This window comes from Mycolicibacterium baixiangningiae (genome assembly GCF_016313185.1).
GTDB classification, from domain to species: domain Bacteria; phylum Actinomycetota; class Actinomycetes; order Mycobacteriales; family Mycobacteriaceae; genus Mycobacterium; species Mycobacterium baixiangningiae.
The window spans coordinates 2,025,037-2,040,521 of the sequence record NZ_CP066218.1 but is presented as its reverse complement, the minus strand read 5'-3'; the positions used below and the strand labels follow the sequence as shown (position 1 = coordinate 2,040,521).

The window sequence follows — 15,485 nt, the reverse complement described above, 5'->3', positions numbered from 1 at the left end:
TGTCACGTGACGGCGCCGGCCGTCTTGAGCTCGATAATGCGGTCCCAGTCCAGGCCCAGTTCGACCAGGATGTCGTCGGTCTGCTCGGCGAAACCCGGTGCGGCACCGGTCTGCGGGGCGGCGACGTCGAACTGCACCGGGTTGGCCACCAACTCCAGCTCACCGGCCCGCACGATGTACTCGTTGGCCCGCACCTGCGCGTCCTGCGCGGCCTGCAGGGTGTCCTGGACCGGGGCCCATGGACCGGCGAGCGTCGCGAACCGCTCACTCCACTCGGGCAGCGGGCGTTTGCGCATCGCCTCGGTGAGGATCTCGACGGCGGCCGGGGTGTTCTCGGCGAAGGATTCGGCGGTGGCGAAGCGCGGATCGTCGGCGTAGTCGTCGAGATCCATGTGCGTGCACACGTCCGCCCAGAACTTCGTCGGCTGCATCATCACGAACGAGATGTAGCGGTCGTCGGCCGTCGGATAGACGCCCACCAGCGGGTTGATCGGCGAACCGTGCACCCCCGGAGGCGGAGTCACCATCAACTGGTTGAGGTGGGTGGTCAGCGCGACGGTGTGCCCCATCGACCACAGGCCACTGCCCAGCAGCGACACGTCCACGACCGACGGCTCACCGGTGCGTTCGCGCTTGAACAGCGCGGCCGCGATGCCGCCGGCCAGGTTGGTTCCGGAGATGGTGTCGCCGTAGGCGGGTCCCGGCGGGGCGATCATGCCGTCGATTCCCGGCGGGGTGATGGTGGCGGCCGTACCGGCGCGACACCAGAACGCGGTCATGTCGTAGCCGCCCTTGACCGACTCCTCGCCACGCGGTCCCAGCGCACTGCCGCGCGCGTAGATGATGTCGGGGTTGACCGCGCGGATGTCGTCGACGTCGATGCCGAACTTCGTCCGGTGGCCGGGCAGGAAGCTGGTGAGGAACACATCGGCGCGGCGCGCGAGGTCGAGCAGCACCTCCCGGCCTTCGGGTACCGACATGTCGAGCCCGATGCTGCGCTTGCCGCGATTGGCGTGTTCGATGTTCGGGTTCGGGTCGCCCTCGACACGCAGCGGACCGGTCTGGCGCAGCCCGCGCTGCGGGTCACCGGTCACGGCATGCTCGACCTTGATGACGTCGGCGCCCCACTCACCCAGTACCGCACCGCAGGACGGGACGAACCCGTACATCGCCACCTCGAGAATGCGGACGCCTTCGAGCGGTCGACTCATGCCTGCTCTCCTGTCAGCACCCGGGCGAACGTCTTGGACTCCAGGAACTCCTCGAGCCCGGCGGTCCCCATCTCCCGGCCGATGCCGGACTGCTTGTATCCGCCGAACGGGCTGTCGGGGCTGAAGTAGTTGCCGCCGTTGATCGAGAAGGTTCCGGTGCGGATCCGGCGGGCGACCGCCAGCGCGCGGTCCTCGCTGCCGAATACGGCTCCCGACAGTCCGTAGATGGAGTTGTTGGCGATGCGCACCGCGTCGTCGTCGTCCTCGTACGCGATCACCGCCAGAACCGGTCCGAAGACCTCTTCCTGCGCGATCTCGCTGTCGGGATCGACGTCGGCGAGCAGCGTGGGTGTGTAGAAGTAGCCGGGGTCGACTTTTTCGCCGCCGGTGACCAACGATGCCCCTGCGGCGACGGCCCTTTCGACCATGTCGTGGACCTTGTCGCGCTGCTTCTCGCTGATGAGCGGACCCATGTAAACGGACGGATCGACTGGATTTCCGAGGCGCACGTGCCCGAAGTTGTTCTTGATCAGCTCGACGATCTCGTCCTTGTGCCGGGCGGGCACCAGCAGCCGCGAGGTGAGCGCGCAGCCCTGGCCGGCGTGGGTGACCATCGAGAACGCCGAGAACAAGGCCGCGGTGTTGAAGTCGGCGTCGTCGAGGACGATCGCGGCGGACTTCCCGCCGAGTTCGAGGAACACCTTCTTGAGCGTCTCACTGGCCGCGGCCATGATGCGCCGGCCTGTCGGCGTCGACCCGGTGAAGGTGACCATGTCGACGTCGTTGCTGGTGGTCAGCACCACCCCCACTTCGGGGTCGGCACCGGAGAGCACGTTGACCACGCCGGCCGGAATGTCGGTGTGCTCGGCGATCAGCTCGCCGAGGGCCAGGGTGATCAGCGGAGTATCCGGTGCCGACTTGAGGACGACGGTGCAGCCGGCGGCCAACGCGGGCGCGAGCTTGGCCAGCGCGAGCTGGTTGGGATAGTTGTAGGCGATGATCGCCGCGACGACTCCGGCGGCTTCCTTCTCGACCCAGCGGTGGTGCTGCATCCCCCGGCTCTCGATGTTGCCGAGGTCTTCGGTCATCGGGTAGCCGGCGAGCAGCTCGGCGTAGTAGCGCACGATCTCGATGGGCTGATCCAGCTGCGCGCCCTGGCACAGCGCCTCGGTGGCACCCACCTCCGCGATCGTCAGCGCGGCCAGTTCGTCGCGGTGTTCGACGAGCGCGGTGTGCAACTGGCCGAGACAGCGCACCCGCAGCTCGACATCGGTCGACCAGTCGGTGGTGTCGAATGCGCGCCGGGCTGCGGCGACGGCGGCGGCGGCGTCCTCGACGGTCGCGTCCGGCGCGTGTCCGAGCACCTCGCCGGTGGCGGGATTGAGAGAGGGAAACACCCGTCCGGTGTCGACCAGTCGTCCGTCGATCAACAGCCGCCGATCCGCCGGGGCACCATTGGCCTGCGGGTCGGCGGTAGACCGACGATCATCGGTCACCGTGGGCGTCTGGGCCATCATCCTCCTCAGTGCGATGGAAATTCCATTCTCATCTCAGGCGAATCATACATTCGCCCTCGGAGAACTCAAGGAAACCTAGAGTGGCTAGTCATGGCCTTGACGAGCCGGAGCGGAGCATAGGGCGAAGCTGAGCGCGTGTGTGCGATTTCTTGCAGAATGATCAACGTCGAGAGTACGGTTCTCATAATCGGAAGGATGATTCTTGATGCCTGATACGACCGTCCTGGACCTGGCCGCCGTACTGGTGGAGACCCTGTGAAAACCGCCGTCGTCACCGGCGGTGGGTCGGGGATCGGGCTGGCCATCGTGCGGCGGTTGCGGGCGGACGGGATCGACGTCGCCACGATCGACCTCAAGCCCGGCGACGGCGACTTCGCCCATACCGCCGATGTGACCGACCGGGGTGCCGTCGAGGCCGCGTTCACCGCAATCCGGAACCAACTGGGCCCGGTCACCGTGCTCGTCAACGCCGCGGGGCTGGACTGCTTCAAACGCTTCACCGACGTGTCCTTCGACCGTTGGCAGAAGGTCATCGACGTCAACCTCAACGGCGTCTTCCACACCATCCAGGCGGTACTGCCCGACATGATCGACGCGGGGTGGGGGCGAATCGTCAACATCTCGTCGTCCAGCACGCACTCGGGTGCCCCGTACATGTCGCCGTACGTGGCGGCCAAGTCCGCGGTCAACGGCCTGACGAAATCGCTTGCGCTCGAATACGGCCCGAGCGGCATCACGGTCAACGCCGTCCCGCCGGGTTTCATCGACACACCGATGCTGCGGGCCGCGGCCGAGCGCGGCTATCTCGGCGACATCGACGCGACGATCGCGGCAACGCCGGTGCGGCGCATCGGCAGACCCGAGGACATCGCCGCCGCGTGCGCGTTCCTGATCAGCGAGGAGGCCGGCTACATCACCGGTCAGATCCTCGGCGTCAACGGCGGCCGCAACACCTGACGGTCATGCATCACCGATGGAATCAACCGGATCGACGAGAGGACAAGCTGTGGGGCGCGTAGAAGGAAAGGTCGCTTTCATCACCGGCGCGGCGCGCGGGCAGGGCCGCAGCCACGCCATTCGGCTGGCCGAGGAAGGCGCCGACATCATCGCCGTGGACATCTGCGCTGACATCGAGACCGTGGGTTACCCGCTGGCCACGCCCGAAGATCTCGAGGAGACGGCCCAATACGTGGAGAAGGCCGGCCGCAAAGCCGTCATCGCCCAGGCCGACGTCCGGGACGCCGCCCAGCTCAAGGCGGCGTTGGACAACGGCGTCGCCGAACTCGGACACCTCGACATCGTTGTCGCCCAGGCCGGCATCGCGGCGATGAAGGGCGCCCCGCCGATGCAGGCGTGGACCGACGGCATCAACACGAACTTCGTCGGGACCATCAACGCCATCCAGGTGGCCCTGCCCCACCTCAAGGAGGGTGCCTCCATCATCGCCACTGCCTCCGCCGCGGCGCTGATGGACGCCTCGAAGAAGGACCGCCCTGGCGCCGACCCCGGCGGGATGGGCTACATGACCTCCAAACGCCTCATCTCCCAGTACGTGCACGACCTCGCGACCGAGTTGGCCGTGCGCAACATCCGCGCCAACGTCATCCACCCCACCAACTGCAACACCGACATGTTGCAGAGCGAGCCGATGTACCGCTCGTTCCGGCCCGATCTCGAGAAGCCGACGCGCGCCGACGCCGAACTCGCCTTCGGCGTCCAGCAAGCCATGCCCGTGCCGTTCATCGAGCCCGAAGACATCAGCAACGCGGTGCTGTGGCTGGCCTCCGACGAGTCACGCTTCGTCACCGGCATGCAGTTACGCGTGGACGCCGGCGGCTACCTCAAGTGGTACGACTACCACGTCTAGCCCGAAAGCCGTTGACCCCGAGATATTTTGAGGAGAGCAGTGAAGGTAAGGGTTGATTCGGGCCGTTGCCAGGGGCACACGCTGTGCGCGATGATCGCGCCCGATTCCTTCGAGCTGAGCGATATCGACGGCACCGCGTCGCCGGTCAGCGACATCGTCCCCGACGATCAGCAGGACGCGGTCCGCGAGGCGGTGTCGTCGTGTCCCGAGCAAGCCATCTCCATCGACGACTGACCTCCACAAGCCAATGACTCAGGGAGCCAACGACGTGAGACCCGTCGACGATCTCCGCGGCGACCAGGCCGACAGTGATCGCAAGAAGAACCGCTACCACTTCGACAGACACACAACGGAATACCGGGAGCAGTTCGACAGGATCACCGAGGAGATGCACGCCAAGTGCCCGATGGCGTGGACCGAAACCTATGGCGGCCACTGGGTCGCGGCCGACAGCAAGCACGTGTTCGAGTTGGCCCGCTGCCCGGTGGTGTCCAGTCACCACGACATCAGCGGCGAGACGCCCTTCCAGGGGATCACCGTCCCGAAGGCCAGCCGCGCCACCGTCGTGCGCGGCGGCATCCTGGAGATGGACGAACCGGAACACAGCGCGTACCGCGGCGCGCTGAACCCCTACCTGTCCCCCGCGGCGATCAAGCGCTGGGAGCCGTTCGTCGACGAGATCACGCGCGCCGCACTCGACGAACACATCGAGTCGGGTCGCATCGACTTCGTCGAGCACCTGGCGAACGTGGTGCCCGCGGTGTTCACCCTGGCGATGATGGGCATCGACCTCGAGAAGTGGAACGTCTACAGCGAGCCGACACACGCTTCGGTGTACACCCCCGAACACTCGCCCGAACGCGAGAAGATCAACGAGCAGCATCGTGAGATGGGCATCGACCTCATCACCAATATGATGGAGATCCGGCAGAATTCGCGCCCGGGTCTGGTCAATGCGCTGGTGCAGTTGCGTATCGACGGTGAGCCCGCGCCGGACATGGAGATCCTCGGCAACCTCGGCCTGATCATCGGTGGGGGCTTCGATACGACCACCGCGCTCACCGCGCACGCGCTGGAATGGCTCGGCGAACATCCCGACCAGCGTGAGCGTCTCAGCCGTGAGCGCGACACGCTGCTGCATCCCGCCACCGAGGAGTTCCTGCGGTTCTTCACCCCGGCACCCGGTGACGGCCGCACCTTCGCCGACGACGTCGAGCTGGAGGGTCAGCAGTTCAAGAGGTACGAACGGCTCTGGCTCTCCTGGGCCATGGCCAACCGCGACGCGTCGGTGTTCGACCAGCCCAACGAGGTGGTCCTGGATCGGAAGGGCAACCGCCACTTCAGCTTCGGTATCGGTGTGCACCGCTGCGTGGGCTCCAACGTGGCCCGCACGGTGTTCAAGTCCATGCTGACCGCGGTACTCGACCGAATGCCGGACTACGTGTGCGACCCGGAGGGCACCGTGCACTACGACACCATCGGCGTCATCCAGGGCATGCGCAACCTGCCTGCCACGTTCACTCCCGCCGAACCACGTGGCCCCGGCCTGGACGAAACACTGGTGAAGTTGCAGCGCATCTGTGACGAACAGGAACTCGCGCGGCCCATCACCGAACGCAAGGATCCGGCGGTAATCGATTGATGCCCAACAATAACCGCCGCCAGGTGTTTTGATGAGGCCCCTGCCGGAGTGAACAGTCGGGCGAACAGGAGGGACCACCATGAAGTTCATCAAGGCCGGTACTGCGGCCGCCGTGCTCATCGCGGCCGCGGCGACGATCACCCCGCCTGCGAACGCCATGATGACGCACGGGAACTACGAGGTGTGGACCAACCGCTACACCGACGCATCGTGGGTGTGGTTCGTCACGCCGTGCTACCCGGACAAGAAGCCGGACTGCGTGGACGTCAGCGCAATCCCGCGGCCGAAGCGCGGCGCGTACTACGACGGATTCGCCCACCTCGTCAATGGCCGCTACACCCTCAACGTCGACGTGCCCGACGGCCTGCGCTGCCCGGGACATGTCATGCCGGCCCGAGAGACCTACGAGTGGGATGAGGTCTCACTCCTGGGCACCATCACGTCGGCCTACAACGTGGGCTGCTTCAACGGCCCACCCGGAACCCAGTTCTGGACATTCAAGCTGCAGAGGCTGTAGCCGTCCGCACTGACGGCGGAGATGTTTGCTTACGGGATGAAAAGGTAACAGTTTCGCTGTTACTGTCGATGTATCTGCTGTCGGGTGATCTTGAGCCCGGCAAAGCTCGTTTGGACAATTGGATTTCCGAGAAGAGGGTGTACCCATGCTGAAGCTGTCGCGCACGAAACTGGCTGTCACGCTCGGCGGCCTCGCCGTGGCGATACCGCTCTCCGCAGGTGTCGCGTCGGCGCAGCCCAACCTGGGGCCGATCATCAACACCACCTGCAGCTACGACCAGGTGATCGCCGCACTCAACGACCAGCATCCCGACCTGGCCGCACAGTTCGCCCAGCAGCGCAGCGGTCAGCAGGCGGTTCGCAGCTTCCTCGCCTCGTCCCCCCAGCAGCGGCAGGCGACGGTTGCGTTCCTCCAGGGCAACCCGACCGCACAGGCGTACTTCGGACCGATCTCGAACGTCGCGAGCACCTGCAAGAACTACTGAGCGCTGGCCGCGCGGCTGACTGTCAGCCGCGCGGCAACCCCAGCACCTGCGTGGCGATGATGTTGCGCTGGATTTCCGAGGTTCCGCCGGCGATGGTGCCGGAGAAACTGCGGGCGTAGCGTTCGAACCAGCTGGCAAAGTAGTGGTCGAGGTTCATGTGCGCGTACCGCCCCGTCGTCGAGGGGTGCACCAACCCGGCGGGCCCGGATGCCGTGAGAGCCGCATCGGCGGCGCGCATCTCGGCCTCAGAGCCGAACAGTTTGAGCACTGACACCGAAGCGGTGTCCATCTCACCGCGCGCGGCGCGTGCCAACGCCGCCGACCCCATCGCGCGCAGCGCCTGGTAGTCCATGATCATCGACGCGTACTGATCCCGCTCGATCTCCGTGCTGGGATGAAAGTCGGCGATCACGTTGTCGATCCGGTCGGCGAAACCCAGCCACATCATGGTTCGCTCGTGGCCGAGCGAGCCGTTGGCCACCTTCCAGCCCTGGTTCAGCGGGCCGACGAGGTTCTCGGCGGGCACCCGCGCATCGGTGAAGAAGACCTCGTTGAAGTCCTTGTTCTCCTCGCCGCACAGATCGGCGAACGGCCGGCACACCACCCCGGGCGTATCGGTCGGGATGATCAGCACGCTGATGCCCCGGTGTTTGGTCGCATCCGGATCCGTGCGCACGAATGTCAGCAGGTAGTCGGCGTCGTGCGCGCCGGAGGTCCACACCTTCTGACCATTGACCACGAAATGGGGCTCGTCGCCGTCCGGAACGAGCACGGCCCTGGTGCGCAGCGACGCGAGGTCGGATCCGGCGCTCGGCTCGCTCATACCCAGTGACGCGGTGAGTTCGCCGCGCAGCACCGGCACGGCCCAGCGGTGCTTCTGCTCGTCGCTGCCGAATGTGATCAGCGACGCCGCGACGATGTTGACGCCCTGCGGATTGAAGCTGTGATAGATCCGGCGCCGGCACAGTTCGTCGAGGTGGACGAACTGCTGCAGCACGGTGGCGTTGCGGCCGCCGAACTCCGGCGGCTGGGCGGGCAGCAGCCACCCGTTGTCGAACAGCAGGCGCTGCCAGTCGCGCGCCCACTGCGGCATGTGTGACACCGACCGCGGGCGTTCCAGGGTGTCGGTCTCCGGCGGCAGGTGTTCGTCGAGGAACGCGGCGAACTCGTCGCGGAACTGCTCGACGTCGGAATCAAAAGTGAGCTGCACTGGTCCCCCTGTATTCCTCCGCGATCATCGCCCGGTGTTCGGCGGCACCACCCAGCAGCAACTCGCCGGCCTTCGCCCGCTTCAGTGCGAACTGCAGATCGTTCTCCCAGGTGAAGCCCATCGCGCCGAAGAGCTGAAGGCCGTGCCGGAATACCAGTGACTGGCACTCCCCCGCGGCCGCCTTCGCCATCGACGCGGCCAGCCGGCGCCGCGGATCGTCGGCGGCGATGGTGAGCGCGGCGAAGTAGGCAAGTGCACGGGCGCGTTCGGTGGCCACGTGCATGTCGACTGCCTTGTGCTGGACGGCCTGGAACGAACCGATCGGCACCCCGAACTGGTGGCGTTGTCTGACGTGGTCGAGCGCGAGGTCGAGGATCCGCTGGCAGGCGCCGACGGTGGTGATCGCGATCCCGGTCAGCGCGAAGTGGCGTGCCCGCTCGGAGTCGGTGCGCACCCGGTCGGTGTCGGCGACGCGGACCGCGTCGAACGACACGTCGGCGATGTGCAGCACCGGATCGAACACCGGGCTGCGGCGGCTGACCGCGACGGCGGCGTCGACGACGAAGACGCCGGCATCGGTGACCACCGCGAGGCGGTCCGCGCGGTCGCCGTCGAGGACGAAGCGCGCCGAACCGTCGAGCACCCAGCCGTCGGCCTCGCGGACGGCGGTGATCCCGTCGTAGATCGCCGCGCCCGCGTGCTGCGGGTCGAACCGGTCTCCGGCCAGCGGCGCATATTGGGTCATCGTGGCCAGGAACGGCGTCGGGTCGGTGACGCGCCCCATCTCCTCGAGCACGATCGCCAACTCGACGGCGTTCTCCGGATCGGTGAGTTCGGTCCATCCCGCGTCGACGTAGCTCTTCCACAGCGGCGTTGGATCGACCCCGTTTTCGGCGATCTCGCGGACCAGTGAGGCCGGGCACTGCTTGGTGACCGCATCGCGCACGGTCTCCTGCCACAGCCGCTGGTCGGCATCGAACTCGAGTAGCATCCGGCGCCTCCTGGTGCGGGGTCACGACGATGCGAGAATAGCATTCTCACAAAAAAGCCACGCGCTCTCCGAGAGCAAGTACCGGGTTTCGTAAGCACCGTGCTGCGCGACCGACCAGCACATAGGCTCACCTGCACCGATGCTGACAAGACGGCCGGAGAACTCGGTTCTTGCGATCGAAGAACTTCGATCTACACTGTGGTTGTGTACGGCACCGCCGCGCACGCTCGGGAGACGTCTGCGCGCGCAGCCACGCCGGACGACAGCGGAGGACAGCCTTGGTCATGCAGCATCCGGACGGGTCGAGCACCCCCGTCGTCACCCCCGTTGTCACCCCCGTCGTAGATGCCAGCGTGCACATCTTCTGCAAGTCCAACAAGGACCTGCGGCAGACGTTCATGCGCGAGCCGTTCCGCAGTCGCGGCTTCCCGGACTACGAGATGGACTGGTACGGCGCACCGGGCGGCGAGTACGCGAAGGGCACCGAGGGTCCCGACGGGCAGTACCCCGGCTCGGATCCGGACGTCGCGGCACAGCACCTGTTCGAGAAGCGGGGCGTGGACATCGCGATCCTGCACCCCATGACCCGCGGCGTCATGCCCGACCGCCACCTCGGCACCGCCATCGCCTCGGCCCACAACGACATGATGGTGTCCCGCTGGCTCGATCACGCCGAGTTCGGTGAGCGGTTCCGCGGCACCATCCGGGTCAACCCCGACGATGTCTCCGGCGCCCTGCGTGAGATCGATAAGTACAAGAGCCATCCCCGCGTGGTGCAGATCGGTATTCCGCTGCAGTCCCGCGAGCTGTATGGGAAACCGCAGTACTGGCCGCTGTGGGAGGCGGCCGTCGAGGCGAACCTTCCGGTGGCCGTGCACTTCGAGGTCGGCTCCGGTGTCGCCCTGCCGCCGACCCCGAACGGACTGACCCGCACCTACGAGCAGTACGTCGGGTTCACGGCGCTGAACTTCCTCTACCACCTGATGAACATGATCGCCGAAGGCGTCTTCGAGAGGATGCCCGCGCTCAAGTTCGTCTGGGCCGACGGGGCCGCCGATCTCCTGACCCCGTTCATGTGGCGGATGGACTGCTTCGGCAGGCCGCACCTCGAGCAGACCCCGTGGGCGCCGAAGATGCCCAGCGACTACCTACCGGATCACGTGTACTTCGTGCAGGGTGCCCTCGACGGCCCCGGCGATGTCGAATTCGCCGGTGAATGGGCCGGCTTCACCGGTAAAGACGACATGGTGATGTTCGGCTCGAGCTATCCGCACTGGCAACTCAACGAGCTCCGGGTACCGAGCGCCTATTCGGCCGAGCAGCGCGACAAGCTGTGCTGGCGAAACGCCGCGCAGCTGTACGGCATAGACGTCGGTGCCGGTGTCGGCGCACTCTAGGAGCGGGAGCTTTCGATGAAGGGATGTCCGAGATGACTACCGAAGTGACGACGACGACCACCACGGAGCGCAAGCCCGCGGCCGAGCGCATCCCGGTGAGGTGCGTCGACAGCGACGTCCATCCGGCGCCCCGCACCGGCGAACTCGGCCAGTACATCCCCGAGCCATGGCGCAGCAGGTATTTCGGGAATCACAAGGTCGGCGACCAGATCTACTACGACGCGCCCGACTACGCCCACACCTACGCGATGCGCGTCGACGCCTTCCCGCCCGACGGCGAGTTCGCCTGCAGCGATCCCGATCTGGCGTTTCGACAGCTGATCATGGAGGCGGGCGCCGACATCGCGATCCTCGAGCCCGCCGCCTACCCGGCGCGGATTCCTGAAGCGAACCACGCGATGAACTGCGCGCTCAACGACTGGCAGGCCAACCACTGGCTGGACAGCCACAACAACTGGCACGAACGCTGGCGCGGGTCGATCTGCCTGGCGATCGAGGAGCCGGAGCAGTCTGTCGCAGAGATCGAGCGCTGGGCCGGACACCCCTACATGGCGCAGATCCTGATCAAGGCCGAACCGCGGCCGTCATGGGGTAACCCCAAATACGATCCGATCTGGGCGGCGGCGGCCAAACACGACATCACGGTGAGTTGCCACCTGTCCCGCAGCCACTATGACGAACTGCCGATGCCACCGGTCGGGTTGCCCAGCTACAACCACGACTTCATGGTGACGTACTCGCTGCTCGCCGCCAACCAGGTGATGAGCCTGATCTTCGACGGCACGTTCGACCGGCACCCCACGCTGCGCATCGTTTTCGTCGAGCACGCGTTCAGCTGGATTCTGCCGCTGATGTGGCGGATGGACGCCATCTACGAGGCGCGCAAGTCGTGGCTGGACATCAAGCGCAAACCGAGCGAGTACGTCAAGGACCACATCAAGTTCACCACCCAACCGCTGGACTACCCGGAGGACAAAACGGAGTTGACCCGGGCGTTCGAGTGGATGGAGTGCGAGAAGATCCTGCTGTTCAGCAGCGACTACCCGCACTGGACGTTCGACGACCCCCGCTGGCTGGTCAAGCACCTTCCCGAGCATGCGCGCGAGGCGATCATGTTCCGCAACGGGATCGAGACCTACCACCTCCCCGAGACCGTTCCGGCTCTCGAGGGACAGGTGCGGGTGTTCTGACGGCAATGACAGAACACCCGAAACCGCCCCCGGCCGGCCCTAAGAGATTGGCACAGGGGCGTGAACACATCGTCGCCACCGTCGACGAGATCCCGCCCGGTTCACACAAAGTCGTCCCCATCGGACGCCACGGCGTCGGTGTCTACAACGTCAACGGCACCTTCTACGCCATCGCCAACTACTGTCCGCACGAAGGCGGTCCTCTGTGCTCCGGACGCGCCCGCGGCCGCAATATCGTCGACGAGAGCGTGCCCGGCGATGCGGTGATGGTGCGGGACAAGGAGTACATCTTCTGCCCTTGGCACCAATGGGGTTTCGAGCTGGCGACCGGAACCACGGCGGTCAAACCCGAGTGGAGCATCCGCACCTATCCGGTCCGCGTGGTCGGCGACGATGTGCTGGTGATGGCGTGACCACCACCGAGGACGCCGACACGCAGCAGGGTCCGCAGCTCAAACGCGGCGAGAAGACCATCGAGATCAACGGCGGGCAGGTCGTCTACGAAATCCTCGGTAAAAGCGGCGATTTCATCGCGCTCACTCCGGGCGGGCGCTTCAGCAAGGACATTCCGGGACTGCGGCCGCTGGCACAGGCATTGGTCAAGGGCGGTTACCGCGTGCTGCTCTGGGACCGGCCGAACTGCGGCAAGTCCGATGTGCAGTTCTACGGTCAGAGCGAATCCCACATGCGGGCCGAGACGCTGTACCAGTTGATCACCACCCTCGACATCGGGCCGTGCATCCTGGCCGGCGGGTCCGGCGGTGCGCGGGACTCGATGCTCACGACGATGCTCTATCCCGAGATCGTCACCAAGCTGGTCGTGTGGAACATCGTCGGCGGCGTGTACGGCTCGTTCGTGCTGGGCTCGTACTACATCGTGCCGAGCATCCTCGCGGTCCGCGGGGCCGGTATGAAAGGCGTCGTCGGTGTCTCCGAGTGGCAGGAGCGGATCGCCGAGAACCCGGCCAACCGCGACCGGATCCTGCGCCTGGACCCCGATGACTTCCTCAAGCTGATGTTGCGCTGGCTCAACGCGTTCGTTCCCAAACCCGGACAGACGATCCCGGGTGTGGAGGACGAGATGTTCGACAACATCAGGGTGCCGACGCTGATCGTCCGCGGCGGCGAGAACGACCTCGACCACCCCAAGCGGACGTCGCTGGAGGTCAGCTGCCTCATCAAGGGTTCGACGGTGATCGACCCGCCGTGGCCGGAGGACGCCTGGGAACGCGCCGGCGAGAAGCGCGCGTCCGGCAAGGTCAAGCGGTTCAACATGTTCGACACCTGGGTGCAGGCGGCGCCGGCCATCCTCGACTTCTTGAGACGGTGAGCGTGTCAGACGATGCGGATGTGCACCTCGCAGTTCAGCGAGGCCTCCAGAGCGGTGTGGATGCGGCTCTCCGGGATCCGTTCGAGGTCCGCCTTGCGCAGCGTGACGTGGACGACGTCCCAGCCGTCGTCGTCGGCGGTCCTGGTGATGTCGCCGGTGAGCCCGAAGCCGGCCAGCACGCCGTAGGCGTCGTCGTCGGTGCCGCGGCTGATGTAGGTGAGCACCCCGGCGACCGGTTCGGTGCCGAACGCCTCCGCACACAGGCCGACCGCCAGACGTGTGAGGGCGTCCGGGTCGTCCCCGACGATCAGCAGCTCGGCTTCGCGCCGACTGGCCGGCATCACCGGAAGGTTGTTGTCCACCACCTCGGCGCCCGCCGCGCCGCAGAGTTCGCGCAGGCGCGTCATGCCGTCGGCTAGCCGGGCGGGCGTCAGTTCGCCCGTCGGGTCCACACCCACCCGCACCACCGCAGTCCTCATGTCGGCAGCCTATCCGCTCAAGACGAAGTAGAAGCTGATGAACCCCACCGCCGCAACCGATCTCAACACCGCCGCATGGCCCGGCAGCACCCCGCGGCTGCTCCAGGTGCCGAGCGGCCGCGAGGACTACGCCGATTACGCCCAGTCGGGCGGATATGGTGCGCTGCCCGAACCGGATCAGCTTCTCGAAGACGTGGAGCTGTCCGGTCTGCTCGGTCGCGGCGGGGCCGCGTTCCCGATGGCGGTCAAACTGCGCTCGGTGCGCGACCACGGCCGGACGCGCGGCGGTACCGTCGCGATCGCCAACGGTGAGGAGGGCGAGCCCGCGTCGATCAAGGACCGCTGGTTGTTGCGGCATCGTCCGCATCTCGTGCTCGACGGCCTGCGATTGGCGGCCCGCATCGTCGGCGCCGACCGTGCCGTGGTCTACGTCTCCGATCCGGAGTCCGCGCACAGCGTGGAAACCGCTCTGACACAGATTGATTCGACCGTACTGGACGGGGTGTCGGTGAGCGTGATGTGCGTCGACGCCGGCTATGTCGCCGGTGAGGAGACCGCTGCCGTGCGCGCCGTCAACGGCGGCCCGGCCAAACCGACGGACAAACCGCCACGCCCGTTCGAGGAGGGGGTGGGCGGGTTGCCCACGCTGGTCAGCAATGTCGAGACGCTGGCCAACCTGCCGTACCTGCACCGGCACGGCGCGCGGGCCTATCGGGCGGCGGGCACGCCGTCCTCCCCCGGCACGTTTCTCGCCACCGTCACCGGCGGCGGCCTGCCACCGGCACTCTACGAGTTGCCGCACGGCGTCGCGCTGGCGGATCTGCTGACGTGGCACGGCATTCCGACGGATCGGGTGAGTGGTGTGCTGATGGGCGGTTACTTCACGGGGCTGCTCAACCGGGACGTGCTCGACGCGACGCTCGACCACGAGGCGCTGCGCCGCCTCGGCAGCGGCTTGGGCTGCGGCGCGGTGGGGGTGCTGACCGACGAATGCCCGGTCGCGGTCGCCGCGTCGGTGCTGGCCTACTTCGACCGGGAGAACGCCGGACAGTGCGGGTCGTGCTTCAACGGCACCGCGGCCATGTCCGCGGTCGCCACGGCGCTGCGCGAGGGCGTGGCCACCGACGAGGATCTGGCCCGGCTGGAGCGCTGGTCGGTGGTGCTGCGGGGCCGTGGTGCCTGCGCGACCCTCGACGCCGCCGCCAACGTCGCGGCCAGCCTGCTCACCGCCTTCCCGCAGGTGGTGGCACGCCATCTGCAGGGCAGCTGTGACAGCTGTGCCGTCGACGTGTTCGACGTCCGACGACCCTACGAGGTGGAGGCGGTGGTGAGCGCGTGAGGATCCGTCTCGATCGCACCATGTGTGACGGCTTCGGCATGTGCGCCAAGCACGCGCCGGAGTACTTCTCCCTCGACGACTGGGGGTACGCCTCGCTGATCGGCAACGGCACCGTACCCGAGGCGGATCAGCCCGCGGTGCTGCGGGCGCTGATGGACTGCCCGGTGCACGCCATCATTGAGATGCATGAAGGAGAACCGGTGCGCGACCAGCCCTCCCAGCCGTCTGCACGCGCGATAGCCGCTGACGACGGGGCGAACGGCGACCACTCCGGTGCCGTGCGCGAAGAGCACATGCTGCCGGGGCTGTAG

At 66.7% G+C, this 15,485-nt stretch carries 17 protein-coding genes; 12 read left to right on the top strand and 5 right to left on the bottom strand.

Translation table 11 applies throughout. From position 1 onward, the window contains the following. Positions 1-2 precede the first annotated feature (2 nt). Together I7X18_RS09625 and I7X18_RS09620 are read right to left on the bottom strand one after the other, a co-directional pair. Positions 3-1,211, bottom strand: coding sequence for a CaiB/BaiF CoA transferase family protein (locus I7X18_RS09625; protein ID WP_193047051.1), 1,209 nt, complete (start codon positions 1,209-1,211; stop codon positions 3-5). Continuing rightward, positions 1,208-2,725 (bottom strand): aldehyde dehydrogenase family protein, encoded by a 1,518-nt coding sequence (locus tag I7X18_RS09620; protein ID WP_193047050.1) that lies wholly within the window; start codon positions 2,723-2,725, stop codon positions 1,208-1,210. Before I7X18_RS09620 ends, I7X18_RS09625 begins: the two co-directional genes overlap by 4 nt. 258 nt (positions 2,726-2,983) lie before the next feature. On the opposite strand from I7X18_RS09620, the gene I7X18_RS09615 reads away from it, so the two are divergent. The 6 genes from I7X18_RS09615 (at position 2,984) to I7X18_RS09590 (ending at position 7,238) form a co-directional block, all read left to right on the top strand. Beyond that, positions 2,984-3,685 carry an SDR family NAD(P)-dependent oxidoreductase gene (locus I7X18_RS09615; RefSeq protein WP_193047049.1) on the top strand — a complete coding sequence of 234 codons (702 nt, stop codon included), beginning with the start codon at positions 2,984-2,986 and terminating at the stop codon, positions 3,683-3,685. Between the two features lie 49 nt (positions 3,686-3,734). Next, the gene (locus I7X18_RS09610) at positions 3,735-4,595 is read left to right on the top strand and encodes a mycofactocin-coupled SDR family oxidoreductase (RefSeq protein WP_193047048.1); all 861 of its coding nucleotides are present in this window, start codon (positions 3,735-3,737) and stop codon (positions 4,593-4,595) included. A 39-nt stretch (positions 4,596-4,634) separates the two neighbouring features. Further along, positions 4,635-4,829 carry a ferredoxin gene (locus I7X18_RS09605; protein WP_193047047.1) on the top strand — a complete coding sequence of 65 codons (195 nt, stop codon included), beginning with the start codon at positions 4,635-4,637 and terminating at the stop codon, positions 4,827-4,829. Positions 4,830-4,842: 13 nt separating this feature from the next. Continuing rightward, positions 4,843-6,237, top strand: a complete 1,395-nt coding sequence (locus tag I7X18_RS09600; RefSeq protein WP_193047046.1) for a cytochrome P450 — start codon at positions 4,843-4,845, stop codon at positions 6,235-6,237. A gap of 79 nt (positions 6,238-6,316) precedes the next feature. After that, positions 6,317-6,754 carry a hypothetical protein gene (locus I7X18_RS09595; RefSeq protein WP_193047045.1) on the top strand — a complete coding sequence of 146 codons (438 nt, stop codon included), beginning with the start codon at positions 6,317-6,319 and terminating at the stop codon, positions 6,752-6,754. A 145-nt stretch (positions 6,755-6,899) separates the two neighbouring features. Then, the gene (locus I7X18_RS09590; protein ID WP_193047044.1) at positions 6,900-7,238 is read left to right on the top strand and encodes a hemophore-related protein; all 339 of its coding nucleotides are present in this window, start codon (positions 6,900-6,902) and stop codon (positions 7,236-7,238) included. A 22-nt stretch (positions 7,239-7,260) separates the two neighbouring features. Here I7X18_RS09590 and I7X18_RS09585 read toward each other — a convergent pair whose 3' ends face one another. Beyond that, entirely contained in the window at positions 7,261-8,448 is a 1,188-nt protein-coding gene (locus tag I7X18_RS09585; protein WP_193047043.1) for an acyl-CoA dehydrogenase family protein, read from the bottom strand. Further along, on the bottom strand, positions 8,432-9,439 hold the full coding sequence (locus I7X18_RS09580) for an acyl-CoA dehydrogenase family protein (protein WP_193047042.1): 1,008 nt from the start codon (positions 9,437-9,439) through the stop codon (positions 8,432-8,434). Before I7X18_RS09580 ends, I7X18_RS09585 begins: the two co-directional genes overlap by 17 nt. A 284-nt stretch (positions 9,440-9,723) precedes the next feature. Between I7X18_RS09580 and I7X18_RS09575 the strand changes: the two genes are divergently transcribed. From I7X18_RS09575 to I7X18_RS09560, 4 genes are read left to right on the top strand one after another with little or no spacing between them, the layout of a single operon-like run. Then, positions 9,724-10,836 carry an amidohydrolase family protein gene (locus I7X18_RS09575; RefSeq protein ID WP_193047041.1) on the top strand — a complete coding sequence of 371 codons (1,113 nt, stop codon included), beginning with the start codon at positions 9,724-9,726 and terminating at the stop codon, positions 10,834-10,836. Between the two features lie 32 nt (positions 10,837-10,868). Beyond that, a complete protein-coding gene (locus I7X18_RS09570) occupies positions 10,869-12,026 on the top strand; it encodes an amidohydrolase family protein (RefSeq protein ID WP_193047040.1) in 1,158 nt (385 codons plus the stop codon). Positions 12,027-12,031: 5 nt separating this feature from the next. After that, positions 12,032-12,439, top strand: a complete 408-nt coding sequence (locus tag I7X18_RS09565; protein WP_193047039.1) for a Rieske (2Fe-2S) protein — start codon at positions 12,032-12,034, stop codon at positions 12,437-12,439. Next, entirely contained in the window at positions 12,436-13,356 is a 921-nt protein-coding gene (locus tag I7X18_RS09560; protein ID WP_193047038.1) for an alpha/beta fold hydrolase, read from the top strand. Before I7X18_RS09565 ends, I7X18_RS09560 begins: the two co-directional genes overlap by 4 nt. A gap of 5 nt (positions 13,357-13,361) precedes the next feature. On the opposite strand, the gene I7X18_RS09555 is transcribed toward I7X18_RS09560, so the two are convergent. Then, positions 13,362-13,835, bottom strand: coding sequence for a hypothetical protein (locus tag I7X18_RS09555; protein WP_193047037.1), 474 nt, complete (start codon positions 13,833-13,835; stop codon positions 13,362-13,364). Between the two features lie 37 nt (positions 13,836-13,872). Between I7X18_RS09555 and I7X18_RS09550 the strand changes: the two genes are divergently transcribed. Together I7X18_RS09550 and I7X18_RS09545 are read left to right on the top strand one after the other, a co-directional pair. Next, positions 13,873-15,174: an NADH-ubiquinone oxidoreductase-F iron-sulfur binding region domain-containing protein gene (locus tag I7X18_RS09550; protein WP_193047036.1), complete on the top strand. Its 1,302-nt coding sequence runs from the start codon at positions 13,873-13,875 to the stop codon at positions 15,172-15,174. 20 nt (positions 15,175-15,194) lie between these two features. Beyond that, positions 15,195-15,485, top strand: coding sequence for a ferredoxin (locus I7X18_RS09545; RefSeq protein ID WP_232375492.1), 291 nt, complete (start codon positions 15,195-15,197; stop codon positions 15,483-15,485).

Excerpts from the sequence above, each read along its gene's own strand:
- I7X18_RS09550 (WP_193047036.1), top strand. The coding sequence starts at position 13,873 with ATGAACCCCACCGCCGCAACCGATCTCAACACCGCCGCATGGCCCGGC.
- I7X18_RS09590 (WP_193047044.1), top strand. The coding sequence starts at position 6,900 with ATGCTGAAGCTGTCGCGCACGAAACTGGCTGTCACGCTCGGCGGCCTC.
- I7X18_RS09575 (WP_193047041.1), top strand. The coding sequence starts at position 9,724 with ATGCAGCATCCGGACGGGTCGAGCACCCCCGTCGTCACCCCCGTTGTC.
- I7X18_RS09620 (WP_193047050.1), bottom strand. The coding sequence starts at position 2,725 with ATGGCCCAGACGCCCACGGTGACCGATGATCGTCGGTCTACCGCCGAC.
- I7X18_RS09555 (WP_193047037.1), bottom strand. The coding sequence starts at position 13,835 with ATGAGGACTGCGGTGGTGCGGGTGGGTGTGGACCCGACGGGCGAACTG.
- I7X18_RS09600 (WP_193047046.1), top strand. The coding sequence starts at position 4,843 with ATGACTCAGGGAGCCAACGACGTGAGACCCGTCGACGATCTCCGCGGC.
- I7X18_RS09570 (WP_193047040.1), top strand. The coding sequence starts at position 10,869 with ATGACTACCGAAGTGACGACGACGACCACCACGGAGCGCAAGCCCGCG.
- I7X18_RS09565 (WP_193047039.1), top strand. The coding sequence starts at position 12,032 with ATGACAGAACACCCGAAACCGCCCCCGGCCGGCCCTAAGAGATTGGCA.
- I7X18_RS09545 (WP_232375492.1), top strand. The coding sequence starts at position 15,195 with ATGTGTGACGGCTTCGGCATGTGCGCCAAGCACGCGCCGGAGTACTTC.
- I7X18_RS09580 (WP_193047042.1), bottom strand. The coding sequence starts at position 9,439 with ATGCTACTCGAGTTCGATGCCGACCAGCGGCTGTGGCAGGAGACCGTG.
- I7X18_RS09625 (WP_193047051.1), bottom strand. The coding sequence starts at position 1,211 with ATGAGTCGACCGCTCGAAGGCGTCCGCATTCTCGAGGTGGCGATGTAC.
- I7X18_RS09595 (WP_193047045.1), top strand. The coding sequence starts at position 6,317 with ATGAAGTTCATCAAGGCCGGTACTGCGGCCGCCGTGCTCATCGCGGCC.